Origin of the sequence: Kitasatospora sp. NPDC101183 (assembly GCF_044767945.1) — a bacterium.
Taxonomy (GTDB): Bacteria; Actinomycetota; Actinomycetes; order Streptomycetales; family Streptomycetaceae; genus Kitasatospora.
In genome coordinates this window covers 104,746-129,065 of record NZ_JBIWOW010000014.1, presented here as the reverse complement: position 1 = coordinate 129,065, position 24,320 = coordinate 104,746, and the positions used below count along the sequence as shown (strand labels likewise).

Below are 24,320 nucleotides of genomic sequence, written 5' to 3'. Positions count from 1 at the left end.
GCGCCGGGTGGCCTGCGGATGATCGTCCGGGAGCGCCGCAGGTGGCGGCCGGTGGCCGGTCGGCGGCGCTGACGAAGCGGCACTCGGAGGGCATCCCCTCGGCACGCTGCGGGAACGGATTTTTAGCTGGCCCGGGAATCCGCTAGAGTTCAACACGTCGCCAGGGAGCGCAGCCGAAGAAAAGCGGTGAAGATCCCCGGGAGACAGGCGGACGTGGCTCAGTTGGTAGAGCATCACCTTGCCAAGGTGAGGGTCGCGAGTTCGAATCTCGTCGTCCGCTCGATGGAGAACAGTGTAAGATCGTTCTTCGTGTGTTGCCTGGTGGAGTGGCCGAGAGGCGAGGCAACGGCCTGCAAAGCCGTGTACACGGGTTCAAATCCCGTCTCCACCTCCAAGAGGATCACCCGGTTCCACCGGGAGGCCTCCCCGCGCGATTAGCTCAGCGGGAGAGCACTACCTTGACACGGTAGGGGTCACTGGTTCAATCCCAGTATCGCGCACGTCGGACTCCACGGAGTCTGCTGCAGGAACGCCTCACCAGGCGCGATTAGCTCAGCGGGAGAGCACTACCTTGACACGGTAGGGGTCACTGGTTCAATCCCAGTATCGCGCACGTCGGACTCCACGGAGTCCGCTGCAGGAACGCCTTACCAGGCGCGATTAGCTCAGCGGGAGAGCACTACCTTGACACGGTAGGGGTCACTGGTTCAATCCCAGTATCGCGCACAGCAAGTAACGGCCGGGGCCGCGATCCGTGAGGATCGCGGCCCCGGCCGTTTCGGCGTTCCCGCCCGGTTCAGGAGGGGAGGGCCGAAGAGGAGAAGAGCCGCGTACGGTCGCCCTCACCGACGTCCGTACGCGGCGTCTCCGCCTGCCGGGGCGCTCTGCGCACCGCTCTCGCCCGTCCGCGTGTCATCGCGGCCGCGGCCTCCCCGGCGGCACTGATCCCCGTCCCCAGGGGATCAGTGCCCGTTCTGTGGCCGGCCCCCGAGGGGGCCGGGTGTTGTTCAGCGGCCGAACAGGTCGGCGACGGCCTCGGCCTGGTTCGCCATCTGCTCCCACCCGCCGAAGAGGATCACCAGCAGCACGGCGCACGGCAGGGCCATGGCCAGCGCCACCGCGGGGTGGCGCGTCTGCTGTTCGGAGGACCGGGTCTGGACGAAGGCGGGGCGGCGGCGGCGCGGGGTTCCCATGAGCTGCGGTGCCATGGCCTTACTCCTGATCCGGTCGGGTTGGCGCGGTGGACGGCTTACCTCGGGGGACGAGCTCCCCGTCCACCGCTGAGGACAACGCTATTGGTGAGGGGGCCTTCCGGACGTCATGCCGTCGTACTGTTCCTCGGGCATCCCGGAGGATGACTGCCGTACTTAGGGCCTACTACCGCAGGGGGAGGGAGCCGTGATCCGGCCCCCGGGGGAACCCTGACGGGGAACCCCGAGAAGTGATCCGGCACCCCTGTGACCTGCGGGTCAGCCCAAGATCGGACAATCGCACGGCTGCTTCAGGTGTTGCGTATCAGCACACCGCAGCGGGCAGTCCGTAAGCTGTGCCGGACAGGAACTGACGATGCCCCACACCAACGGGGCCTCACCCACGGGCTGACGGGGAACGGGAACATGGCGATGATGCGGCTGAGGCGTGAGGACCCCCGCATCGTCGGGCCGTACCGGCTGCACCGAAGACTGGGCGCCGGCGGCATGGGCGTCGTCTACCTCGGCTCCGACCGCAAGGGGCAGCGCGTCGCCCTCAAGCTGATCCGCGCCGAACTCGCCGAGGACCAGGAGTTCCGCACCCGCTTCGCCCGGGAGATCGCCGCCGCCTCCCGCATCCGGGGCGCCTGCACGGCGCGCGTCGTCGGTTCCGACATCGAGGCCGAGCGGCCCTGGCTGGCCACCGCGTACGTCCCGGGGCCCTCGCTGTACAAGAGGGTCGGCGACGACGGGCCCCTGAACTGGGCCGAGGCCGCCCGGATCGGGGCCGCGCTCGCCGACGGGCTCGTCAAGGTGCACGAGGCCGGGGTCGTCCACCGGGACCTCAAGCCCTCCAACATCCTGCTGTCGCCGCGCGGGCCCAGGATCATCGACTTCGGCATCGCGTGGTCGCGCGGCGCCAGCACCCTCACCCACGTCGGCACGGCGGTCGGCTCCCCCGGGTTCCTCGCCCCCGAGCAGGTGCGCGGGGCCGCCGTCACACCGGCCACGGACGTCTTCGCCTTCGGGGCGACGCTGGCGTACGCGCTCACCGGGGACACACCGTTCGGGTCGGGCGCCTCCTCCGAGGTGATGCTGTACCGGGTCGTCCACGAGGAGCCCGACCTGTCGGCCGTGCCGCCGCAGCTCGCCCCGCTGATCCGGGCCTGCCTGGCCAAGGAACCGGCGGAGCGACCGGGGGCGGCGGCGCTGCACGAGCGGCTCAGCGAACTCGCGGCTCGGGGCGCGGCGTCGGGGGGTTCCGGCCGTACGGCGCGGGCGGGGCGGGCCGCTCCGGCGGGGGCCGCCGCGCCTGCCGCACCCGTACAGGCAGTGCCCGGGCCCGGGCACCCGCCCGAGGCGCCCGCGGCCGCTCGGGCGCGGGCGGCCTCCGGCGCGGCGGCGCGGCGGCCGGCGGGGGCACCGCTCCCCCGGCCCGAGCCGACGCCCGTCACCCGGCCGCTGCGCCAGCGGCCGCAGACTCCCCCGCCCGGGCGGCCCGCCTCCCGTGACCGGGTGCGGCCGAGGGAGCGTCAGCACACGCCGGTGCCCGGCGGGCGGGCTCCCGGCAACGCCCGGCAGCGGCTGCTGCGGCAGCGGCTGGTGGTGTTCGTCACCGTGACGATCGGGGTCGCGCTGGCGATCGCGGCGGCGCAGGGGTGCGAGGAGCGGAGCAGCAGTCAGGGGGCGCGGCCGGCGGCCGGGGTGACCGCCTCGGCGCCGTCGGCTCCCTCGGTGGACGTGGCGCCGCAGTCCACCCCGCAGCCCACCTCGCAGTCCACCTCTCAGTCCACCGGTACGCCGGTGCCGGCTGCCGCGCGGGACTCCTCGCTGGCGGCGGTCCAGGGGCCGGGGCCCGTCGTGGACTGGCCCAACCGCACGTACCCCGACGGGACGGGCGGGCCCGGGATCGCGCTGCGGGACGGGCACTCGGCGGCGGGGGCCGGGGCCCAGGTCTCGCTGAGCGCCGTACTCCCGGCGCGGTTCAGGGGCGCTCCGGCGTCGGTGGTCGTCCTGCGGCGCACGGAGGGGGCCGTACCGGTCGACCTCGTGCAGCTGTACACCTTCGCGGCGGACAACAGCCCCGTCGCGGCGGCCCTGCGCACCTCGGCGGCGGACCCGCAGGCGGCGGCCACCTGGCGGCTGGACAGCGGGGCGGTCGTCCGCGAGGAGCGCGTCGCCGCGACCGGCGCGATCGCCTCCACCCGCTACGCCGTCCGGGCGGACGGAACCCTCGACGAGTCCTGGCCCGGCGCCGGCACCTCCGGCGGCACGGGCCTCATCGCCCCGCCCCCGGCTGCTGCTCCGGCGCCGCCTACGGCCCCGGCGGGCTGAGGGCCGCACCGGAAGTCGGCCGGGCCGACTTCCGGTGCGGCAGAGGTCGGGATAGCCGGGGAGAGGGCGGCAGCGAGCGCGATGTGCCGTGCGGCTGCGGAGGAAGTCGGCTGGGTCGACTTCGGTGCGTGCGCGGGGCGGCGGGAAGGTTCAGCGGTGGGCAGCGGGTGCGCTTCGCGCCGCTGGGGTGTGTGTGGCCGCACAGGAAGTCGGCGGGGCCGACTTCTGGCGCGGCGGGGGCCAAAACGCGAGCGTGGGTAGCCCGGCGGAGAGTAGGTGCCCTGCGCGGGGCGGAGTGAGCTTCTCGCGGCACGAGGCCGGGCGCAGAACTGCGGCGGAGTGGTGGACGCCCCGACGGGACAGGTGAGCGCCCTGCGAAGCGCGGGGTGGGGAGCTGCTCGGGACGCGCGGCGAGGCGGAGCGGGGTGGGCCGAGTGGAGCGGCAACTCTGCGGCGGGATGGCGAGTGCCCCGATCGGACAGGCGGGCGCGCAGCGCGTGGGCCGTTGGGGTGGGGGCTCTGGAAGGCGGTTGCACAGGAAGTCGGCGGGGCCGACTTCTGGTGCGGCGAGAGGCCAGGAGCGCGGGGGCGGGAAAGCGCGCGGCGGGCCGGAGAGGCGCAGGGTGGGCCTGGGCTGGAGCCGGGCCCAGCGGGGGCGGAGCGAAGCTGGGTGGGGGTTGTGGAACGCTGCTGCGCAGGAGGTCGGCGGGGCCGACTTCTGGTGCGGCGAGAGAGCCGGGACGCGAGCGCGGGGCCTCAGAACGGCGGCGGGTGGTGGGCCCCGTACGCGGCGGGGAGCGGAACGGGGTGGGCCGGAGTGGAGCAGGGCGGCGACGCTGCGGCGGGGTAGCGGGCGCCCCGATGAGACGCGTGCGCGGAGTGGGGCCGGGGTGGGAGGGGTCAGGGGGTGGTGGTGACGGCGTAGAAGGCGACGGCTGCCGCGGCGCCGACGTTGAGGGAGTCGATGCCGTGGGACATCGGAATGCGGACGGGGTGGTGGGAGGCGGCGATGGCGGCGGGGGTGAGGCCGTCGCCTTCGGCGCCGAGGAGGAGGGCGGTGCGGGGGTGGGGGGTGAGGGTGGGGAGGTCGAGGGCGTGCTCGGCCGGGGTGAGGGCCAGGAGGGTGAAGCCGGCGTCTCGGACGGTGTCGAGGGCGGCGGGCCAGGGGTCGAGGCGGGCGTAGGGGACGGCGAAGACGGCGCCCATGGAGACCTTGACGGCGCGGCGGTAGAGGGGGTCGGCGCAGTCGGGTGAGAGCAGGACGGCGTCCATGCCGAGGGCGGCGGCGCTGCGGAAGATGGCGCCGAGGTTGGTGTGGTCGACCAGGCCCTCCAGGACGGCGACGCGGCGGGCGGCGGTGAGGAGGGCGGCGGCGTCGGGGAGGGGCCTGCGTTCCATGGAGGCGAGGGCGCCGCGGTGGACGTGGTAGCCGGTGACGGCTTCGGCGAGGGCGGGGTCGACCACGTGGACGGGGGCGTCGGCCTCGGCGATGACGTCGGCCATCACGTCCAGCCACTTGGCGGTCAGCAGCATCGAGCGCATCCGGTAGCCCGCGGCGAGGGCGCGGCGGATGACCTTCTCACCCTCGGCGATGAACAGGCCCTCGGCGGGTTCGCGGCGTCGGCGCAGTTCGACGTCGGTCAGGCCGGTGTAGTCGGCCAGGCGCGGGTCGGCGGGGTCGGTGACGGTGCTGGGTTCGGACACCCTGTGATCTTGCCAAGCCCGGGTGGGGAAGGCCAAACGGGCGAGGGGGCGGGTGGTACCGGTGTGACGGCGGTGCCAACATGACCGTATGGCCCCACACGGTCGGAGAGAGGCGCCCCGCGCGAGGCGCCCCTGGCCGGTGCGGCTGCGGTCGGTGGCGGGGCAGGTGTTCGCGCTGCAGATCCTGGTGGTCCTGCTGCTGGTGGCGGCGGCCGCGGTGGCGCTGGTGGTGCAGTCGCGGGGGGACGCCGACCACGAGGCGCGGGACCACTCGGTGGCGGTGGCGCAGACCTTCGCCAACTCCCCCGGCATCGTGGAGGCGCTGCGCTCCCCCGATCCGACGGCGGTGCTGCAGCCGCGGGCGGAGGCGGCACGGACGGCCTCGGGCGTGGACTTCGTCGTGGTGCTGAACGACCAGGGCGTCCGCTACACCCACCCGAACCCGGCGCTGATCGGCGGCAGGTTCATCGGCACCTTCGAGCCCGCGCTGCACGGGAAGGTGGTGACGGAGCAGGTCGCGGGGACGCTCGGGCCGCTGATCCAGGCCGTGGTGCCGGTCTACGCGCCGGACGGTTCGGTGGTCGGGCTGGTCTCGGCGGGCATCACCGTGCACAACGTCGACACCGCGAGCGAGCGCCAGCTGCCGGTGGTGCTGGCCGTGGCGGCGGGCGGGATCGCGCTGGCCACGCTGGGGACGGCGCTGATCAGCCGGCGGCTGCGGCGGCAGACGCACGGGCTGGGCCCGGCGGAGATGACCCGGATGTACGAGCACCACGCGGCGGTGCTGCACGCGGTGCGCGAGGGCGTGGTGATCGTCGGCGGGGACGGGCGGCTGGTGCTGTGCAACGACGAGGCGCGCCGGCTGCTCGACCTGCCGGCGGACGCCGAGGGCCGGCCCGTCGAGGAGCTGGGCCTGGAGCCCGCCCCGCTGGAGCTGCTGACCGCCGAGCGCCCGGTGACCGACCAGGTGGTGCCCGCCGGTGAGCGGCTGCTGGCGGTGAACGTCCGGTTGACGGACCAGGCGGGCGGGCCGCCCGGCTGTGTGGCGACGCTGCGCGACTCCACCGAGCTGCTGGCGCTGACCGGACGGGCCGAGGGCGCGCAGCGGCGGCTGCGGCTGCTGTACGACGCCGGGATGACGGTGGGCAGCACGCTGGACGTGACGCGGACGGCGGAGGAGCTGGCGCAGGTCGCGGTGCCGCGGTTCGCGGACTTCGTCACGGTGGACCTGGCCGAGCAGGTCCTGGCGGGCGAGGAGCCCCCGCCGGGCGGGCGGCTGGGGCGGGTGCGGCGGGCGGCCTTCGCCGGGGTGCGCGAGGACGCGCCGTTCCATCCCGTCGGCTCGGTGCTGGAGGTGGTGCCCACCACGCCGCTCGCCGGGGTGCTGGACAGCGGGGAGTCGGCCCTGGAGCCGCGCCTGGCGGAGGCGGAGGGCTGGCGGCGGCAGGACCCGGAGCAGTCGGAGCGGGTGCTGGCGTACGGGGTGCACTCGCTGGTGCGGGTGCCGCTGCGGGCGCGCGGGGTGCTGCTGGGGGTGGTGCGGTTCTGGCGGGCGCAGCGGGCGGAGCCGTTCGAGCCGGAGGACCTGGCGCTGGCCGAGGAGCTGGTGGCGCACGCGGCGGTGTGCGTGGACAACGCGCGGCGCTTCACCCGGGAGCACGAGATGGCGGTGACGCTGCAGCACAGCCTGCTGCCGCGCTCGCTGCCGGAGCAGGACGCGCTGGACGTGGCGTACCGGTACCTGCCGGCGCGGGCCGGGGTGGGCGGGGACTGGTTCGACGTGATCCCGCTGCCGGGGGCGCGGGTGGCGCTGGTGGTGGGGGACGTGGTGGGGCACGGGCTGCACGCGGCGGCGACGATGGGGCGACTGCGCACGGCGATCCACAACTTCTCGACGCTGGACCTGCCGCCCGATGAACTCCTGGCCCATCTGGACGAGTTGGTGAGCCGGATCGACCGGGAGGAGGCGGCCGGGGAGGACTCGGGCCCGGCCGGGGCGACCTGCCTGTACGCGATCTACGACCCGGTCTCGCGGCGGTGCGCGATGGCGAGCGCGGGGCATCCGGCCCCGGCGGTGGTGGACCCGCAGGGGCGGGTGGAGTTCGCGCCGGTGCCGACGGGGCCGCCGCTGGGGATGGCGGACCTGCCGTTCGAGGCGGTGGAGCTGGAGCTCGCCGAGGGCAGCCGGCTGGTGCTGTTCACGGACGGCCTGGTGGCGGACCGCACCCGGGAGGTCGGCGCGGGGCTGGAGCGGCTGCGGACGGCGCTGGCCGGGCCGGCGCGCTCGCCGGAGCAGACCTGTGCGGACCTGCTGGGGGCGCTGCTGCCGGCCGAGCCGCAGGACGACATCGCGCTGCTGGTCGCCCGGACGCGGGTGCTGGCGCCGGACCGCGTCGCCCAGTGGGAGGTGCCCTCGGACCCGGCGGCCGTCCGGGAGGTGCGGGCGGCGGTGGCGCGGCAGCTGGAGGGGTGGGGGCTGGAGGAGGCGGCGTTCGTGACGGAGCTGATCCTCAGCGAGCTGGTGACCAACGCGATCCGGTACGGCTCCGGGCCGATCCGGGTGCGGCTGCTGCGGGACAGGGCGCTGATCTGCGAGGTGTCGGACGGCAGCAGCACCTCGCCGCACCTGCGGTACGCGGCGAACGAGGACGAGGGCGGGCGGGGGCTGTTCCTGGTCGCGCAGTTCGCGGACCGGTGGGGGACGCGCTACACGGCGACGGGGAAGGTCATCTGGACGGAACAGCCGTTGGAGTGACCTCGGGGAGCGGGACGTCGGGCGGGCCGACCTCCCGCTCCCCCGGGGTTCACTTCCGGAAGGCGGCGGCCAGGACGTTGACGACCTCGCCGACGACGATCACGGCCGGCGGCTTGACGCCCTCGGCCGCGACCACGGCGCCGACGGTGCCCAGGGTCGCGTCGACCCGGCGCTGGGCGGCGGTGGTGCCCTCCTGGACGATCGCGACCGGGGTGTCGGCGGGCCGGCCTGCCTCGACCAGGCGGGCGGCGATCGCGCCGATCTTGTCCACGGCCATCAGCAGCACCAGGGTGCCGCTCATCCGCGCGGCGGCGTCCCAGTTGGTGAGCGAGCGCTCGTCGTCGGGGCCGACGTGGCCGGAGATCACCGTGAACTCGTGGGTGAGGCCGCGGTGGGTGACGGGGACGCCGGCCGCCGCCGGGACGCTGATCGAGCTGGAGATCCCGGGCACGACCGTGACCGGGATGCCCTCCTCGGCACAGGCGAGCAGTTCCTCCCCGCCGCGCCCGAAGACGTACGGGTCGCCGCCCTTGAGCCGGACGACGAACTTGCCGGCCTTGGCGTGCTCGATCAGGGTGCGGTTGATCGCCTCCTGGGCCATGAACCGGCCGTACGGGATCTTGGAGGCGTCGATCACCTCGACGTGCTCGGGCAGTTCGGCGAGCAGCTCGCGCGGGGCGAGGCGGTCGGCGACGACCACGTCGGCGTCGGCGAGCAGGCGGCGGCCGCGCACGGTGATGAGGTCCGGGTCCCCCGGGCCGCCGCCGACCAGGGCCACGCCGGCGCCGCGGGAGCGGTACTGGCGGGCGGCCAGGGAGCCGTCCCGCAGGCCGTCCACGATGGAGTCGCGCAGGGCGGCGGAGTGGCGCGGGTCCCCCGTGAGGACGGCGACGGTGGCGCCCGCGTCGCGGCCGCTGGCCGGGGTCCAGGCGGTGGCGGCGGAGGCGTCGTCGCTGCGGGAGCAGAAGACGCGCTCGCGCTCGGCCTCGGCGCTGACGGCCGCGTTGACGGCCGGGTCGTCGGTGGCGACCAGGGCGTACCAGGTGCCGGCGAGGTCACCGTCCTCGTACGGGCGGGCGTGCCAGGTGATCTCGCCGGCGTCGGCCATGGCCTGGACGGCCGGGGTGGTGGCCGGGGATATCAGGTGCAGCTCCGCGCCGGAGGCGATCAGGGCCGGCAGGCGCCGCTGCGCGACGTGGCCGCCGCCGACCACCACGACGCGGCGACCGGCCAGCAGCAGGCCGACGGGGTAGGGCGTACGGCCTTCGGTGCTGGGGTGCGGGGTGGGCGCGGTCATCGGCGGTGCTCCTGGTGCGAGGTGAGGGTACGGGGGACGTGGGGTGGTACGCCACTGCGCGGACCGGCGCGCCCTCGGGCCGGTCCGCGCAGGGGTGACGGGCCGCGTCAGGCCTTCTCGGTGACCCCGGCGGAGTCGAAGGTGGCTACATCGTGCATCGCCCGCGCGGCGCTCTGCACCAGCGGGAGGGCCAGCAGGGCGCCGGTGCCCTCGCCGAGGCGCAGGTCCAGGTCGATCAGCGGGCGCAGGCCGAGCTTCGCCAGCGCGGCCTGGTGGCCGGGCTCGGCGGAGCGGTGGCCCGCGATGCAGGCGGCCAGCACCTCGGGGGCGATCGCCTTGGCCGCCAGGGCGGCCGAGCCGGCGATGACGCCGTCCAGGACCACCGGGGTGCGCAGCGAGGCGGCGCCGAGCAGGAAGCCGGCGATGGCCGCGTGCTCCAGGCCGCCGACGGCGGCGAGGACGCCGATCGGGTCGGCCGGGTCGGGCTGGTGGAGGGCCAGCGCGGCGCGGATGACCTCGATCTTGCGGGCGTGGGTCTCGTCGTCGATGCCGGTGCCGCGGCCGGTGACCTCGGCCGGGTCGAGGCCGGTGAACACCGAGATCAGGGCCGCCGAGGCGGTGGTGTTGGCGATCCCCATGTCACCGGTGACCAGGGCCTTGTTGCCCGCCGCGACGAGGTCGCGGGCGGTCTCGATGCCGACCTCGATGGCCTGGAGGGCCTCCTCGCGGGTCATCGCCGGGCCCTGGGTCATGTCGTCCGTGCCGGGCTTGACCTTGCGCGGCAGCAGGCCGGTCGCCCGGCCCTGCTGGACGGCCTCCGGCAGCTCGGCGGCCACGCCGACGTCCACCACGCAGACCTCGGTGCCGATCTGCTTGGCGAAGGAGTTGATCACCGCTCCCCCGGCGAGGAAGTTGGCCACCATCTGGGCGGTCACCTCCTGCGGCCAGGGGCTGACGCCCTGGGCGTGCACGCCGTGGTCCCCGGCGAAGATCGCCACGCAGGCGGGCTCCGGGATCGGCGGCGGGCACTTGCGGGACAGGCCGCACAGCTGGGCGGAGATGATCTCCAGCATGCCGAGCGAGCCGGCCGGCTTGGTCATCCGCTTCTGGCGGTCCCAGGCCTCGCCGAGCGCCTTGGCGTCCAGCGGGCGGATGCCGCGCAGGGTCTCGGCGAGCAGGTTCTGCGGCTCCTCGCCGGGCAGCGCGCGGTTGCCGTACTGCTCCTCGTGGACGACCCAGGACAGCGGGCGCTTCTTCGCCCAGCCCTGCTGCTCCAGCTCGGGCTCGTCCGGGAACTCGTCGACGAAGCCGACGCACAGGTAGGCGACGACCTCCAGGTGCTCGGGCAGGCCCAGCTCGCGGACCAGCTCCTCGTCGTCGAAGAAGCTCACCCAGCCGACGCCCAGGCCCTCGGCGCGGGCGGCCAGCCAGAGGTTCTCGACGGCCAGGGCGGCCGAGTACGGGGCCATCTGCGGCTGGGTGTGGCGGCCCAGGGTGTGGCGGCCGCCGCGGGTGCGGTCGGCGGTGACCACGATGTTCACCGGGGTGTCGAGGATGGCCTCGATCTTGATTTCCTTGAACTGCTTGGCCCGGCCCTTGGGCAGCGAGTCCGCGTACGCCTCGCGCTGGCGCTCGGCCAGGGCGTGCATGCGCCTGCGGGTCTTCGCCGAGCGGATCACCACGAAGTCCCAGGGCTGCGAGTAGCCGACGCTGGGGGCGGTGTGGGCGGCCTCCAGGACGCGGATCAGCACCTCGTGCGGGATCGGGTCCGGGCGGAAGCCGTTGCGGATGTCGCGGCGCTCGCGGATCACCTGGTGGACGGCGTCGCGGCCGGCCTCGTCGTAGCCGGGCGCGGCGGGGCCGCGGGGCTCGGCGGGTTCGGCGGGCTGCTCGTCGGTGGCGGCCGGGGTGTCCTCCTGGACGGCCTCGGGGGCGGCGGGCTCCGTGGGCTCGGTGGGCTCCGTGGCCTCGACCGGCTGCTCGGGGGTCTGCTCGGCGGCGGGCTCGGGCTGCTCGACGGGCTGTTCCGCCTGCTCGGCCTGCTCGATCTGCTCGGCCTGATCCGCCTGCGGCTCCTCGGCGACGGGCTGCGGCTGGGCCGCGAGGGCGACGGGCTCGGGCTGCTCGACGGGCTGCGCCTCGGCGGCGGCTTCCACGGCCTCCACGGCTTCCGGGACCTGGGTGGCCTCGACGACCTCCACGGGCCCGGCGGCCTCGGCCGGCTCGGCGACGGCCTGACCGGAGGGCATCTCGCCGGTGCCGGCGGCGGTCTCGGCGACCGGCTCGACGGCGGCCTCGGTGACGGCCTCGGTGACGACGGCCTCCACCACGACGGCCACGGGCTGCTCGACCGCCTCGGCCTGCGGCGCCTCGACCGGGGCGGGCTGCTCGACGACCTCGACGACCGCGGCGACCTCGACGGGCGCGACCGGCTCCACAACCACGGGCGCCTCGACGGTCTCGGCGGGCGCGACGACCACGGCCGCCTCGACCACCTCGGCCACCTCGACGGCCTGCGGCGCGTCGGCGGCCGCTATGGGCGCGGCCTGCTCCACGACCGCCTCGGCCACCGGCGCCTGCTCGGCCGCCTCGACCTTGGGCAGACCGTGCGAGGTCGGCGCGGCGAGGAAGGCGGAGATGCGGCGCGGCTGACCGGCCGGGGCGGCGGCCTGCTCGGCAATCTGCTCGACAGTCTGTTCGACGGCCTGTCCGACGGGGGCCTCGACCACGACGGTCTCGACGGCGACGGTCTCCACCGCCACGGTCTCGACGGAGGCGGGCTCGACCACGACCGGCTCGGCCACCGGCTCCACGACGGCGGCCTGCTCCACCGGAGCCTGGACGGGCTCCGCGACCGGCGACACCTGGGGAAGGACGGCCTCCGGCGTCTCGACGACCTCGACCACCTCGATGGCGCCGACCGTCTCCACCGTCAGCACGCCCTCGACCGGCTGCGACACCTGCGGCACCAGCGGGACCTGCTCGTACGGCTGCTGCTCCACCACCGGAGCCACCGGAGCCACGGGCGCCGCCGGAGCCGCCGGCATCACCGGGGCGACGAAGGTCACCTGCGGCACGCCCACCGGCTGCGGCGCGGGCGCCGGAGCGACGGCCTCGCCCATCGGCGACCGCCCGACGACCGGGATGCCGTGCGCGGGCGTGCCGCCCTGCGAGGGCCCGCGGTCGGCGAGCGAGCGGACCGGCACCTGGCCGGTCATCATCGACGGGTCCGGGATCGGCGGCCCGGCGTGCAGCGGCCGGCGCGGCGCCTGAACGGGCGTCACCGGCTGAGGCGCCTGCGGCTGCACCGGCACGGCCTGGACGGGCTGCTGCCCGTGCTCGGCGCCGAGCACCGGCGGGTCCACCGGCGGCCAGGACGGCTCGACGGGCGTGCCCTCGGGCTGCGGCGCGTGCGCGGCCTGATCGAGCGGGGCGGCCACGGCCGGCTCGCCCCAGGAGCCCTGCGGGCCGGGCATCAGCAGCACGTCCTCCTCCTCGTCCAGCCCGTCCGGCTGGTCGAGGAAGTGGAAGGCGGGGCGGGGCGCACCCTGGTCGACGGCCCAGCCGTCGCCGGGCAGGCCAGGGGCCGGGACGGTGAAGCCCTGCTGGCCCTGCTGCGGGATGACGCCGCCCTGGGGCAGGCCGCCGTGCGGGGCCGCCGGGTGCGGGATCGAGCCGCCGGCCGTCGCGACGCCGTGCTGGGGTGCAACGCCCGCGACGCCCTCCGGTCCGCCGAGCGGGTCGGGCCCGGCGTGCAGGTGCTCCGGCAGTCCCTCACCGGGGACGTGGCCGCCATCGGTCATTGTCAAAGCTCCTTCCAGGCCGCTGCCGCGCCCCTTGGCGACGCGATCAACCGACCGCAGCGCCCATCCGCCGGGCCGGGCCTGCACCGACCCGCCCCTCAACCACACTTGGCCGCCGCGCCGGGGCGCTGCGGCCAGTCCTTCCGGCGCGCTGCGGCACCCCGGCCCGGGCACCGCCCGCAGGGGCGGCACACCGTCTGAAACAACGACAACCCGGGGTGACCGGCACGACCGCACCGGACCCTACGGCATTCTCCAGGTCCGGCGCCCGGCCCGTCGAATTGCCCACACTCCGAGCGGAACCGGGTTGCACCGCGTCAAAAAGGTGACAAACCGACCGAATCGGGCGAGCCGTCGACGACCTCGGTCGCCAGTACGTCACACTACCGGCCCGACGCGGTGACCTCTCGAATCGGTGTCCGGATGCGACCTGGATCACCGCCGCGCCGCCTCGGGGGCCCCGGGCACTCCCGGCCCGCACCCGAGGCCTTCACAGGATCTGCTCACCCCAGAGCAGCAGCACGCCGCCCCCGCCGGAGCCCAGCGTCAGCCCGTCGCCCTCCCCCACCAGGGGCGTGGACTGCAGCAGCGCGCCGTCCACCCGGTACCCGGCGGCCGCGATCGCGGCGCGGACCTCCTCGGCCTCCGCGAGGCTGCGGGGCACGGCGACGAACCGCTCGGGCTTGCGGGCCAGCACCGCGCGTACGACGTCGGGGCCGCCGGACTCCACCACGGCGGCGTCCGGCTCCGGCAGGCCGCCGAGCACCTCGGGGCCGTGGCCGTGCACCGTCTCCACCTCGGCGCCGTAGCGGCGGGCGTTGACGGTGAGCCTGGCGCAGGCCGAGCGGGAGCCCTCGACGGCGACCACGGCGGCGCCGAAGCGGGCCGCCTCCACCGCGAGCGCGCCGTGGCCGGCGCCGACCACCCAGACGAGGTCGCCGGGGCGTGCGCCCAGTCGGGCGAGCACGAGCGCGCGGGCGTGCGCCGGGAGGGCCTCCGGTGCGCCGGTTTCGCCCTCCGCGCGCCCGGCGCCCGCGTAGGCGTCGGCGGGGAGCGCCCAGCCGCGCTCCGCGCCGGGGTAGCCGATCGGCCGTCCGGCCAGCCAGCCGGCCGCCTCGTCGACCACGCCGCTGGGCGCCTGGACGTGGCCGCCGATGACCAGCACCACGTTGGGGTCGCGCCAGTCGTGGTCGGCGATGCGGTCGGAAGTGAGGACGGTGACGTCCTCCTCCGGGGTGCCGAGGGCCTCGCAGACGACGAAGGTGCGGTGCACCCCGCGCAGCATCAGGGCGAGTTCGGCGGGCCCGGCGCCCGGCGCGGTGAGGACCGCGACCTTCGGGTGGGCCCGGCAGATGTTGGCCGCGCGGCGCAGCCGCCCGCCGTGGGCGCTGACCACCTGGGCGTCCTCCCAGGGCATGCCGGCCCGGGCGAAGGCGGTGGCCACGGAGGAGACGGCGGGCAGGACTTCGAGTTCGAGGCCGTACTCGGGGCGGCGCAGGGTGCGCACGATGCCGAAGAAGCCCGGGTCCCCCTCGGCGACCACGACGGCGGCGCCGCGGTGCTCGGCGATCCTGCGGGCGGCCTGGCGGACGTTGCCGAGGGCGATCCGCTCGGCGGAGGGCGGCACCGGCAGGGCGCCCAGCTGGTAGGGGGCGCCGGCGACGAGGGTCGCGCCGGCCAGGGCCGCGCCGGCGGCCTCGGTCAGCGGTGTGCCGTCCCACCCGATGACCGTGATCCGGTCAGCCATCTGCGGCCGTTCTCCCTCGACTCGGTGCCACGCGGAGCGACTCGGCGCCGGTGGGCGCCACTCGGTGTGCCGCAGGAGAGGTTACCGGGTGTGATCCCCCGGGAGGCTCATGACTCGCACACGTGTCCGTGCGCGGCAAGATCCGCGAGGCGCGCGCTAGTCGCGCAGCACGTAGCGGTCGACGGGCCGGGGCTCGGGGGCCTCCAGGTCCTCCGGGAGGAGGCTCCACAGGATGAGGTCGCTGCGGCTCTCCTCGACGAACCGTCCGGATTCCCCGCGGACTATCCAGGCGCTGCGCAGCACGCCCTCGCTGATGCCGCCGATCTTCTGGGCGACCTGCTGGGCGGCGGTGTTCCCGGCGGCCGTGCGCAGTTCGAGGCGCAGGAAGTCGCGGTCCTCGAAGAGCCACTGGGCGACGCCGAGGACGGCCTCCGGGGCGTAGCCCTCGCCGCGCGCCCAGGCGGCGGTGACGTACGCGATCTCGGTGCTGCGCAGCCGCCAGTCGGTGTTGCGCAGCTCGACCAGGCCGACCAGGCGCTGGGTGAGGTGCTCGGTGACCGCGAACAGGATGCCCCGGCCGGCGGCCCGGTGGGCGGGGGCGAGGGTGCGGGCGAGGTCGGCCGCGTACGCCTCGGTGAAGGGGTGCGGGAGGTCCGTCCAGGCCAGGACGAGCTCGTCGGCCATCATCTCGGCCAGGCCCGGGGCGTCGTCCTCCGCCAGGGGCCGCAGCAGCAGCCGTTCGGTGCTGATGGCGGTCTCGGGGAAGCTCGCTGGCATGCCGTCTCTCCTCGCCGGGTCGTGAACACAACACCGTACGCCCCTGCCGTGCTGCGGGTGGCACCCGGTGCGCCGCGCGCACGACGGTACGTCAGAACGCCGTCCGCCGGGGCGCCCCTCCCGGCATACTGCCCGACCGGGCCCCCGCCCGAGTGCGGCGGGGGCCCGGTCGCTGGTGAGCGGCTGTGGTGCCCGGCGGTGCGGTACGACGATCAGAAGGCCGGGATGACGGCGCCCTGGAAGGTGTCGTTGATGTACTTCTTGACCTCGGCGGAGTGGAGCAGCTCGGCCAGCTTCTTCACCCGCGGGTCGTTCTCCTTGCCCTTCTTGACGGCGAGGATGTTGGCGTACGGGTTGCCCTCGGCCTTCTCCAGGACCAGCGCGTCGGTGGTCGGCTTGAGGCCGCCCTCGATCGCGAAGTTGCCGTTGATCACGGCGGCGTCGACGTCGCCCAGGGAGCGGGGCAGCTGGGCGGCCTCCAGCTCCTTGAACTTGAGGTGCTTCGGGTTGCCGGTGACGTCGGTCGGGGTGGCGGCCGTGCCGGCGCCGTCCTTGAGGGTGATCAGCTTGTTGTCGGCGAGCAGCTTGAGCGCGCGGCCCTCGTTGGTGGCGTCGTTGGGCACGGCGACGGTGGCGCCGTCCGGAAGGTCGTTGAGCGACTTGACCTTCTTGGAGTAGGCGCCGAGCGGCTCCAGGTGGACCGTCTCGACGGAGACGATGTCCGTGCCGTTCTTCTTGTTGAAGTCCTCCAGGTACGGCAGGTGCTGGAAGTAGTTGGCGTCCGCCGAACCGTCCTGCACCGCCGTGTTGGGGGTCACGTAGTCGGTGACCTCCTTGATCTCGAGCTTGAGGCCCGCCTTGTCCGCGAGGTTGTCCTTGACGAACTTGAGGATCTGCGCGTGCGGAGTGGGCGTGGCGGCGACCCTCAGCGGCGCGTTGGCGTCCGAGGAGGACGAGCCGGAGCTGCCGCAGGCGGCGAGCGAGAGGGCGAGGCCGGCGGTGGCGAGGATGCTGGTGAACTTCACGGTGTTGCGCACGAAAAGTGCCTTTCTGCGTGGAACGGGGAGCCGCGTCCGGGGTCGGACGAGGGAGGTTCAGGGGGCGACGAGGTCCTTGTCGGAGGTCGTCGCGGGGCGGGGGCGCAGCAGCCGGGTGCGTCCGCCGCCGCGGCCGCGGTTGGCCAGGCTGCGCACGGCCCAGTCGCCGGCCAGCTGGATCACGGTGACGATGAGCGCGATCTCCGCGACGATGATCCACATGAAGGTGGTCTCGAACCGCAGGTAGCCGTAGCGGTAGGCGAGGTCGCCGAGGCCGCCGCCGCCGACGGTGCCGGCCATCGCGGAGTAGCCGATGAGCGCGATGACGGTGGTGGTGACGGAGGCCACGATGCCGGGCAGGGCCTCGGGGACGAGCACCTTGCGCACCAGCGTCCAGGTGCCGCCACCCATCGCGTGGACGGCCTCGATCAGGCCGCGGTCGACCTCGCGGAGGGACGTCTCGACGAGCCGGGCGAAGAACGGGATCGCGCCGACGGTCAGCGGCACGGTGGCGGCCTGCCAGCCGAGGGAGTTGCCGGTGAGCCAGCGGGTGAAGGAGATCAGGGCGATCATCAGGATGATGAACGGCATGGACCGTGTGAGGTTCACGATCGCGCCGAGCACCTTGTTCACCGGCTGGTTCTGGAGCACCCCTCCCTTGGAGGTGAGCACCAGCAGGATGCCGAGGGGCAGTCCGAGGAGGACGGTGCAGGCGGTCGACACGCCGACCATCTGGAAGGTCTCCTGGGTGGCGGGCCCCATCAGGTCCTGCATCTGGTCCCAGGTCAGGCCGCTCATGCCACCGCTCCGTCCGCCGCGCCGATCACGTCAACCTGCAGGCCCTGCTCGCGCAGGTAGCCGATCGGCACCACGTTGTCCTGGTGGCCGCCGGTCAGTTCGACCCGCATCCGGCCGACCATCCGGCCGGCGATGGTCTCCACCGCCGCGCCGAGGATGTTGATGTCGATCTGGTAGGTGCGGGCCAGCTGGGAGACGAAGGGCTGCGCCGGGGTGTCGCCCTGGAAGGTGATCTCCAGCACGGTGGATCCGGCGCGGCCGGTGCCGAACTCGCTCAGCGGGAACAGCTCGCGGGCCAGCTCGGAGCCGGGCTCGGCCAGCAGGTCCGTCAGCGCGCCGGACTCGACCACCCGGCCGCCGCGCATCAGGGCGGCGGAGTCGCAGACGGACTTGATGACGTCCATCTCGTGGGTGATCAGCAGGACCGTCAGGCCGAGCTGCTGGTTGAGGTCGCGCAGCAGCTTGAGGATCGAGCGGGTGGTCTCCGGGTCGAGCGCCGAGGTGGCCTCGTCGGAGAGGAGCACCTTCGGGTCCCCCGCCAGGGCGCGGGCGATGCCGACGCGCTGCTTCTGACCGCCGGACAGCTGGCCCGGGTAGCTGCGGGCCTTGTCGGCCAGGCCGACCAGCTCCAGCAGCTCGCCGGCCTTGCGGCGGCGCTCGGTGCGGTCGAGGCCGATGATCTCCAGCGGGAGTTCGACGTTCTGCTGCACCGTCCGCGAGGAGAGCAGGTTGAAGTGCTGGAAGACCATGCCGATGCGGCGGCGGGCCTCGCGCAGCTCCCGGCCGGCGCGGTTCTCGCCGCCGGGCAGCGCGGTGAGTTCGAGGCCGTCCACGGTGACGGTGCCGGAGGTCGGGCGCTCCAGCATGTTCACGCAGCGGATGAGGGTGGACTTGCCGGCACCGCTGGTGCCGACGACTCCGTAGACCTCGCCCGGGCGGACGTGCAGGTCGACGCCGGCGAGGGCGGTGACCTCGCGGCCTCGGGAGCGGTAGACCTTCGTGAGGTCCGTGGTGGTGATCACAGGGGCTTCCGTGGGTCGGGGGCGGGCGGCGTGGAGCGACCACCCGACCGGGTGGGGTCGGCGGTGGTTGTCACGGCGTTGCGCCGAGGGGGGTCCGGGCCTGCCACTCCTTGATCGTGGCCGGTGGACGGCCGGGCCGCGCGACGGCGTGGCCCTTACGAGTCACCGGGCGGCCGCGGGCGTGCGGACGCGCAGGAGGAAGGGTTCCGGGAGGAGGGGACGACGCTCACACGGACGGAACGGCGTCGGAGTCTCGCTTCGGGGCGCGAGGAGTGGGCACCCGCGACGGGGTGCCGGGGGCGGTGGCCCTCAGCGGTGACACATTCGACGACACATGGCACGCTCACCTGCCGGCAGGGTGCCGGTGGGGGTCCAGTTCGTCGTCGCAGTCATGTGAGCCAGTAAATCAGATGGGTCGATTCGTGCCCAATTGTTTCGGCCGGTTGTCCGCAATGCGGACATACGTGCCCGTTACCTGCGGAAACACGACTCGGCGCCGCCACCGGGAGTCCGGATGGTGGCGGCGCCGAGCGGGGTGCGGGGTACGGCTCAGGCCGTCGCGGCGAGCGGGAGGGCGGTCGGCTTCTTCTCCAGGTGGACGAAGCTGAGCCGGCTGCTGACCTGCTCGACGCCGGTCTGGCGGTAGCCCTGACGGGCGTACAGCCGCAGGTTGCCGAGGCTGCGGTGGCCGGTGAACAGGCGGTAGGCCTCCACCGGGCCGTCCTCGGCGAGGCGCCGCTCCAGCGCGTCCAGCAGGCGGCCGCCGAGGCCGTGGCGCTGCATGCGCGGGTGGACGACCAGGCGCTCTATCCGGCCGACGCCCTCCGCGTCGAGGCGGCCGCGGACGGTGCCGACCACCTCGTCGCCCAGGCGGGCGACGAAGACGTGCTGCTGGAGCAGTTCGTCGCGCAGGTTCTCCAGGCTCTGGGTCAGGGGCTCGATGGCCCAGTCGCCGTACAGCTCCGCCTCGGGCTGGTAGCCGAGGTACTGGAGCTTGAGGATCTGCTCCGCGTCCTCGGCGACGGCCGCCGAGATGATCACGCTCATGCCCATGTGCTGGGGCCTCCCCATCGTCGTGCCCGGCGCGCAGAGGGTGGCGCGCTCACGCTCAGTATCCGAGTGATCGCGCCACCGTCAAGAGCTCTCGTTCGCCAGCGCTCTACCCGGGTGTCAGTTGCGCTCAACCTTCCGGAGGCTCAGGGGTGGTGAAGGTCACGCCGCGGACGAGGAGGGTGGTGGCCCGGGTCACGCTCGACCGGCCGTCACGGGTAGCGCTCCGCGAGGAGGAGTTGGCGCAGGCAGGCGAGGCAGCGGGAGCGGGTGGGGCCGATGGAGCCGCGGGGCATGCCGAGGCGCGCGGCGAGTTCGCGGTACGTCGGCGGCGGGTCCTCGACGAGGGCGGCGACGAGTTGGGGGCAGCGGCCGGGCAGGGCCGCGACGGTCTCGCGGACGACGCGGCGGCGGTGCTCGGCGAGGAAGACGTCCTCGGCGGAGGGGACGAGCGGGTCGGGGGTGCACACACCGTGCTTGACCGGGCCGGGGCGGGCGCGGTTACGGACGTTCGGGCGCGCGCACGCGAGAGGGGCGCGACGGTCCTGCCGCCGCGCCCCTCCCCCGGCAGGCCGTCAGGCCCGCGCCCACTCCTGTTGCCGCGCCAGGTCCGCCTTGACCTCGGCGAGCTGGACCGCGACCGCGGAGGGGGCCGTACCGCCGCGCCCGTCGCGGGAGGCGATGGCGCCGTGCACGCTGAGCACCGAGCGGACCTCGGGGGTGAGGTGGGGGGAGATCCCCGCGAACTGCTCGTCCGTCAGGTCGGAGAGCTCGATGCCCGCGGCCTCGCAGACCTTGACGCAGGCGCCGGCGACCTCGTGCGCGACCCGGAAGGGCACGCCCTGCTTGACCAGCCACTCGGCGATGTCGGTGGCGAGCGAGAACCCGGCGGGGGCCAGCTCCTCCAGCCGGTCCCGGTGCACGGTGAGGGTGGCCATCATCCCGGTGAACGCGGGCAGCAGCACCTCCAGCGTGTCGCAGGAGTCGAACACCGGCTCCTTGTCCTCCTGGAGGTCCCGGTTGTACGCCAGCGGCAGCGCCTTGAGGGTGGCCAGCAGACCGGTGAGGTTGCCGATGAGGCGGCCGGACTTGCCGCGGGCCAGCTCGGCGATGTCCGGGTTCTTCTTCTGCGGCATGATCGAGGAGCCCGTGGAGAAGGCGTCGTGCAGGGTGATGAAGCCGAACTCCTTGGTGTTCCAGATGATCACCTCCTCCGCGACGCGGGAGAGGTTGATGCCGATCATCGCGGTGACGAAGGCGAACTCGGCGACGAAGTCGCGCGAGGCCGTGCCGTCGATGGAGTTGCCCACCGAGCCGCCCTCGAAGCCGAGTTCGGCGGCGACGGCCTGCGGGTCGAGGCCGAGCGAGGAGCCGGCCAACGCGCCGGAGCCGTACGGGGAGACGGCGGTGCGGGCGTCCCACTGGCGCAGCCGCTCGGCGTCCCGGCCGAGGGCCTGCACGTGCGCGAGGACGTGGTGGGCGAAGAGGACGGGCTGCGCGTGCTGGAGGTGGGTGCGGCCCGGCATCGCGGTGTCGGGGTGCGCCTCGGCGAGGCCGACCAGGGCGTGCTGGAGGTCGAGGACGAGGCCGCCGATGATCCGGGCGTGGTCGCGCAGGTACATCCGGAACAGGGTGGCGATCTGGTCGTTGCGCGAGCGCCCGGCCCGGAGCTTGCCGCCGAGGTCGGCGCCGAGGCGCTCCAGGAGGCCGCGCTCCAGGGCGGTGTGGACGTCCTCGTCGGCGATGGTGCCGGTGAAGGCGCCGGACTCGACGTCGGCGAGCAGCTGGTCCAACCCAGCCAGCATGGCGGTGAGTTCGTCCTCGGAGAGCAGGTTCGCCCTGTGCAGGACGCGGGCGTGCGCCTTGGAGCCGGCGATGTCGTACGGCGCGAGGCGCCAGTCGAAGTGGACCGAGGCGGAGAGCTTGGCCAGCGCCTCGGACGGGCCGTCGGCGAAGCGCGCGCCCCAGAGGCGGACGTCGGCGGACTGGTCGGCGGTCATCGCGTCGAGCTCCTAACGGGGGGACGTGCAGACGTACAGGTTTACGATGTTGGGCATAAGTATGCACGATGGCGCATGAAACGCCAACCCCGCCCTGGTGGACGGGGTCGGCGGTGGAGAAGAGCCCTACTGCGCCTTGGCCTGGGCCAGTTGCATCAGGTGGTCGGCCAGGGCCTGGCCGCCCGCCGGGTCCCGGCTGATCAGCAGGACGGTGTCGTCGCCGGCGATGGTGCCGATGATCTCGAACACCTCGGCCTGGTCGATCGCCGAGGCGAGGAACTGCGCGGCCCCGGGCGGGGTGCGCAGCACGACGAGGTTGCCGGAGGCCGTCGCGGAGACCATGAGCTCGCCGGCCAGGCGGGCCATCCGGCCCTCGCTGGCCGACTCGCCCATCGGCGCGCGGGGGGTGCGGTCCCCGCCCTCGGCCGGGACGGCGTAGATCAGCGCGCCGTCCCGGTTGCGGATCTTGACCGCGCCCAGCTCGTCCAGGTCCCGGGAGAGGGTGGCCTGGGTGACCACGAGTCCGTCGTCGGCGAGCAGCTTGGCGAGCTGGCTCTGCGAGCGCACGGGCTGGCGGGTGAGCAGGTCCACGATCCGCCGGTGGCGCGCCGTGCGGGTCTGGGGGACCTGCGGCGTCGGGCCGGTGGCGGACGGGCCGGAGAGGGAAGCGGTCATGTGATTATTCTCCCGGACGACGGTCAGCTCGCCACGGCCGGGGCGCTCTCGCGCACCGTCCGGAGGATGCCGGGCAGGGCGGCGAGGAAGGCGTCCGCCTCCTGCTCGGTCAGCACCAGCGGCGGGGCGAGGCGTACGGCGTCCGCGACGGCGGCGTTGACGAGGAAGCCCGCCTCCTGGGCGGCGGCCTGCACCTTCGCCGCGACCGGCTCGGTGAGGACGATGCCGAGCAGCAGGCCCGCGCCGCGCACGTGGGAGACCAGCGGGTCGCCGAGCGCCTCGACCCCGTGGCGCAGCCGGTCGCCGATCTTGCGGACGTGCTCCAGCAGGCCCTCGGACTCGATGGTGTCCAGCACCGCGAGGCCGGCCGCGGCGACGACGGGGTTGCCGCCGAAGGTGGTGCCGTGCTGCCCGGGGGCGAGCAGGTCGGCGGCGGGGCCGAAGGCGAGCACGGCGCCCATGGGCAGGCCGCCGCCGAGGGCCTTGGCGAGGGTGACGACGTCCGGCTCGACGCCCTCGTACGCCTGGTGGGCGAACCAGTGGCCGGTGCGGCCGACGCCGGTCTGGATCTCGTCGAGGACGAGCAGGGTGCCGGTGGCGCGGGTGATCTCGCGGGCGGCCTTCAGGTAGCCCTCGGGCAGCGGGATCGCGCCGTTCTCGCCCTGGATCGGCTCCAGGACGACGGCGGCGGTCTCGGTGGTGACGGCCGCGCGCAGGGCCTCGATGTCGCCGAAGGGGACGTGGGTGACGTCGCCGGGCAGCGGGTGGAAGCCGGCCTGCTTGGAGGGCTGGCCGGTGAGGGCGAGGGCGCCCATCGTCCGGCCGTGGAAGCCGCCTTCGAGGGCGACCAGGCGGGTGCGGCCGGTGAGGCGGCTGAGCTTGAAGGCGGCCTCGTTGGCCTCGGCGCCGGAGTTGCAGAAGAACACCCGGCCGCCCTCGCGGCCGTCGAGCTCCAGGAGCCGCTCGGCGAGGGCGATGGTCGGCTCGGCCATGAAGAGGTTGGAGACGTGGCCGAGGGTGGAGATCTGCCGGGTGACGGCCTCGACGACGGCCGGGTGGGCGGTGCCGAGGGCGTTGACGGCGATGCCGCCGAGCAGGTCGGTGTACTCCTTGCCGTCCGCGTCCCAGAACCTGACGCCCTCGCCGCGCACCAGCGGGATGCGGGGGGTGCCGTAGTTGTCGGTGAAGGCGTGCTGCCAGCGGTCCTTGAGCTGGTCGTTCGCGGTCCGGTCGTTCGCCGTCTGGTCGTTCGCGGTCATGCCAGTCCCCCGGTCACGGTCGTCTCGTCGTCCGGCACGACCATCGTGCCGATGCCCTCGTCGGTGAAGATCTCCAGCAGCAGGCTGTGCTGCACCCGGCCGTCCAGGACGCGGGCGGTGCCGACGCCGGAGCGTACGGCGCGCAGGCAGCCCTCCATCTTGGGGAGCATCCCGCTGGCCAGGCCTGGCAGCAGCCGCTCCAGCTCGCTCGCGCCGAGCTGGCTGATCACGTCGTCGGAGCTCGGCCAGTCCTTGTAGAGGCCCTCGACGTCGGTGAGGATGACGAGCATCTCGGCGCCGAGCGCGACGGCCAGCGCGGAGGCGGCGGTGTCGGCGTTGATGTTGTAGACGTGGCCGTCGGCGCTGCGCGCGATCGAGGAGATGACCGGGATGCGGCCGTCGGCGATCAGCGCCTTCACCGCGCCGGACTCGATGTTGACGATGTCGCCGACCAGGCCGATGTCGACCTGCTCACCGTCCACCACGGCGTAGCGCTTGACGGCCGTCATGGTGTGGGCGTCCTCGCCGGTCATGCCGACGGCGAAGGGGCCGTGCTCGTTGAGCAGGCCGACGAGTTCGCGCTGCACCTGGCCGGCGAGCACCATCCGGACCACGTCCATGGTCTCGGGGGTGGTGACCCGCAGGCCGTTGGTGAAGCTGGACTCCAGGCCGAGCTTTTCGAGCTGGGCGCTGATCTGCGGGCCGCCGCCGTGCACGACGACGGGGTGCAGGCCCGCGTAGCGCAGGAAGACGACGTCCTGGGCGAAGGCGGCCTTGAGGCTCTCGTCGACCATGGCGTTGCCGCCGAACTTGATCACGATGGTCTTGCCGTGGAAGCGCTCCAGCCACGGCAGGGCCTCGATGAGCGTCAT

16 protein-coding genes, 5 tRNA genes and 1 pseudogene are annotated in these 24,320 nt (G+C 74.3%); 7 read left to right on the top strand and 15 right to left on the bottom strand.

Annotated elements, in window-relative coordinates; translation table 11 throughout:
* Nucleotides 1-207 precede the first annotated feature (207 nt).
* The 5 genes from ACIRRS_RS21035 to ACIRRS_RS21015 all read left to right on the top strand — a co-directional run bounded on the left by ACIRRS_RS21035 (nt 208) and on the right by ACIRRS_RS21015 (nt 726).
* Nucleotides 208-280, top strand: a tRNA-Gly gene (locus tag ACIRRS_RS21035).
* Nucleotides 281-320: 40 nt separating this feature from the next.
* Nucleotides 321-394: transfer RNA gene (locus ACIRRS_RS21030), tRNA-Cys, on the top strand.
* Nucleotides 395-428: 34 nt separating this feature from the next.
* A tRNA-Val gene (locus ACIRRS_RS21025) sits at nt 429-500 on the top strand.
* 41 nt (nt 501-541) lie between these two features.
* Nucleotides 542-613, top strand: a tRNA-Val gene (locus ACIRRS_RS21020).
* Nucleotides 614-654: 41 nt separating this feature from the next.
* A tRNA-Val gene (locus ACIRRS_RS21015) sits at nt 655-726 on the top strand.
* A gap of 281 nt (nt 727-1,007) precedes the next feature.
* Here the strand turns inward: ACIRRS_RS21015 and ACIRRS_RS21010 are convergent.
* Nucleotides 1,008-1,208: a hypothetical protein gene (locus tag ACIRRS_RS21010; protein ID WP_402972718.1), complete on the bottom strand. Its 201-nt coding sequence runs from the start codon at nt 1,206-1,208 to the stop codon at nt 1,008-1,010.
* A gap of 408 nt (nt 1,209-1,616) precedes the next feature.
* Between ACIRRS_RS21010 and ACIRRS_RS21005 the strand changes: the two are divergent.
* Nucleotides 1,617-2,855: pseudogene (locus ACIRRS_RS21005) on the top strand (serine/threonine-protein kinase); the annotation flags it as partial.
* 1,569 nt (nt 2,856-4,424) lie between these two features.
* Here ACIRRS_RS21005 and ACIRRS_RS21000 read toward each other — a convergent pair.
* Nucleotides 4,425-5,228 carry a TrmH family RNA methyltransferase gene (locus ACIRRS_RS21000; RefSeq protein WP_402972716.1) on the bottom strand — a complete coding sequence of 268 codons (804 nt, stop codon included), beginning with the start codon at nt 5,226-5,228 and terminating at the stop codon, nt 4,425-4,427.
* Nucleotides 5,229-5,316: 88 nt separating this feature from the next.
* Here ACIRRS_RS21000 and ACIRRS_RS20995 point away from each other — a divergent pair, with 88 nt between their 5' ends.
* Nucleotides 5,317-7,983 (top strand): SpoIIE family protein phosphatase, encoded by a 2,667-nt coding sequence (locus ACIRRS_RS20995; RefSeq protein ID WP_402972714.1) that lies wholly within the window; start codon nt 5,317-5,319, stop codon nt 7,981-7,983.
* 49 nt (nt 7,984-8,032) lie between these two features.
* On the opposite strand, the gene cobA is transcribed toward ACIRRS_RS20995, so the two are convergent.
* From cobA to argB, 13 genes are all read right to left on the bottom strand, one after another.
* Entirely contained in the window at nt 8,033-9,280 is a 1,248-nt protein-coding gene (gene cobA / locus ACIRRS_RS20990; RefSeq protein WP_402972712.1) for a uroporphyrinogen-III C-methyltransferase, read from the bottom strand.
* Nucleotides 9,281-9,387: 107 nt separating this feature from the next.
* Nucleotides 9,388-13,083 carry a nicotinate-nucleotide--dimethylbenzimidazole phosphoribosyltransferase gene (gene cobT / locus ACIRRS_RS20985; RefSeq protein WP_402972710.1) on the bottom strand — a complete coding sequence of 1,232 codons (3,696 nt, stop codon included), beginning with the start codon at nt 13,081-13,083 and terminating at the stop codon, nt 9,388-9,390.
* 490 nt (nt 13,084-13,573) lie between these two features.
* Nucleotides 13,574-14,830, bottom strand: coding sequence for a precorrin-6y C5,15-methyltransferase (decarboxylating) subunit CbiE (cbiE, locus tag ACIRRS_RS20980; protein WP_402972708.1), 1,257 nt, complete (start codon nt 14,828-14,830; stop codon nt 13,574-13,576).
* Between the two features lie 156 nt (nt 14,831-14,986).
* Nucleotides 14,987-15,607: a GNAT family N-acetyltransferase gene (locus tag ACIRRS_RS20975; RefSeq protein ID WP_402972706.1), complete on the bottom strand. Its 621-nt coding sequence runs from the start codon at nt 15,605-15,607 to the stop codon at nt 14,987-14,989.
* Nucleotides 15,608-15,819: 212 nt separating this feature from the next.
* Nucleotides 15,820-16,644: a MetQ/NlpA family ABC transporter substrate-binding protein gene (locus tag ACIRRS_RS20970; RefSeq protein ID WP_402972704.1), complete on the bottom strand. Its 825-nt coding sequence runs from the start codon at nt 16,642-16,644 to the stop codon at nt 15,820-15,822.
* A gap of 57 nt (nt 16,645-16,701) precedes the next feature.
* Nucleotides 16,702-17,433, bottom strand: coding sequence for a methionine ABC transporter permease (locus ACIRRS_RS20965; RefSeq protein ID WP_402972941.1), 732 nt, complete (start codon nt 17,431-17,433; stop codon nt 16,702-16,704).
* A gap of 5 nt (nt 17,434-17,438) precedes the next feature.
* Nucleotides 17,439-18,464 carry a methionine ABC transporter ATP-binding protein gene (locus ACIRRS_RS20960; RefSeq protein ID WP_402972702.1) on the bottom strand — a complete coding sequence of 342 codons (1,026 nt, stop codon included), beginning with the start codon at nt 18,462-18,464 and terminating at the stop codon, nt 17,439-17,441.
* Between the two features lie 549 nt (nt 18,465-19,013).
* Entirely contained in the window at nt 19,014-19,517 is a 504-nt protein-coding gene (locus ACIRRS_RS20955; protein ID WP_402972700.1) for a GNAT family N-acetyltransferase, read from the bottom strand.
* A gap of 209 nt (nt 19,518-19,726) precedes the next feature.
* Nucleotides 19,727-19,984 carry a hypothetical protein gene (locus tag ACIRRS_RS20950; protein ID WP_402972698.1) on the bottom strand — a complete coding sequence of 86 codons (258 nt, stop codon included), beginning with the start codon at nt 19,982-19,984 and terminating at the stop codon, nt 19,727-19,729.
* 105 nt (nt 19,985-20,089) lie between these two features.
* Nucleotides 20,090-21,514, bottom strand: a complete 1,425-nt coding sequence (argH, locus tag ACIRRS_RS20945) for an argininosuccinate lyase (protein ID WP_402972696.1) — start codon at nt 21,512-21,514, stop codon at nt 20,090-20,092.
* A gap of 126 nt (nt 21,515-21,640) precedes the next feature.
* Nucleotides 21,641-22,189 (bottom strand): arginine repressor, encoded by a 549-nt coding sequence (locus ACIRRS_RS20940; RefSeq protein ID WP_402972694.1) that lies wholly within the window; start codon nt 22,187-22,189, stop codon nt 21,641-21,643.
* A 23-nt stretch (nt 22,190-22,212) separates the two neighbouring features.
* Nucleotides 22,213-23,448 (bottom strand): acetylornithine transaminase, encoded by a 1,236-nt coding sequence (locus tag ACIRRS_RS20935; protein WP_402972692.1) that lies wholly within the window; start codon nt 23,446-23,448, stop codon nt 22,213-22,215.
* Nucleotides 23,445-24,320: an acetylglutamate kinase gene (gene argB / locus ACIRRS_RS20930; protein WP_402972939.1), complete on the bottom strand. Its 876-nt coding sequence runs from the start codon at nt 24,318-24,320 to the stop codon at nt 23,445-23,447. Before argB ends, ACIRRS_RS20935 begins: the two co-directional genes overlap by 4 nt.